Genomic DNA, 239 nt, shown 5'->3' with positions numbered 1-239 from the left:
GCCGAGCTCGAGGACGCTCTTGCGCACCTTGCGGCCCGCGAGCTCGCCGACGCTGGCGCCGGCCTTGTTGCTGCCCGTCAACGAGACGCCCTGGACGAGGGGGTTCTCGATGATGCGTCCGACCCGGCTTCCCGGCGCCCACACGTTGGTGTAGACGCCGTGCGGCACGCCCGCGTCGGTGAAGAGCTGCTCCATCGCGAGACCGCACTGCGGAGTGCTGCTGGCGTGCTTGAGCAGGA

At 70.3% G+C, this 239-nt stretch carries 1 protein-coding gene; it reads right to left on the bottom strand.

Going from position 1 to position 239, the window contains the following annotated elements:
* Positions 1-239 (bottom strand): aldehyde dehydrogenase family protein (locus Q0L15_RS22440; RefSeq protein ID WP_296607084.1); only part of this gene is annotated, 239 nt, incomplete at both ends.

It is taken from the genome of Nocardioides sp. (assembly GCF_024509035.1).
Taxonomy (GTDB): domain Bacteria; phylum Actinomycetota; class Actinomycetes; order Propionibacteriales; family Nocardioidaceae; genus Nocardioides.
This window is presented reverse-complemented; position numbering and strand designations above follow the sequence as displayed.